At 57.5% G+C, this 292-nt stretch carries 1 protein-coding gene; it reads left to right on the top strand.

The window, feature by feature from the left end:
- The coding region (locus tag Q0796_RS18220) for a uroporphyrinogen decarboxylase family protein (RefSeq protein ID WP_298445909.1) at positions 1–129 on the top strand (129 nt) is incomplete at its 5' end.
- Between the last annotated feature and the right edge of the window lie 163 nt (positions 130–292).

The following is a 292-nucleotide window of genomic DNA, read 5'->3' on the forward strand; positions in this document are numbered from 1 at the left end:
GGCGAGTTTGGCCACGGCGAAGGCCACGTATTCAACTTGGGCCACGGCATCCACCAGTTTGCCGATCCAGAGCACGCCGGCGCCTTCATCAAGGCCGTTCACGCGCAATCCGTTAAGTACCACAAATAAGTTCGGTACTGACGCAAAAAAGGCTGCCCTTGGGCAGCCTTTTTTGATCCTACATGCTGTCCGCTTCACCTTCTGAGCCCACGCACCGAAGAGGAAGTAGCGCGTATTCTGGGCGAGTTTGGCCACGGCGAAGGCCACGTATTCAACTTGGGCCACGGCATCC

It is taken from the genome of uncultured Ferrimonas sp. (genome assembly GCF_947489035.1).
Lineage (GTDB): Bacteria > Pseudomonadota > Gammaproteobacteria > Enterobacterales > Shewanellaceae > Ferrimonas.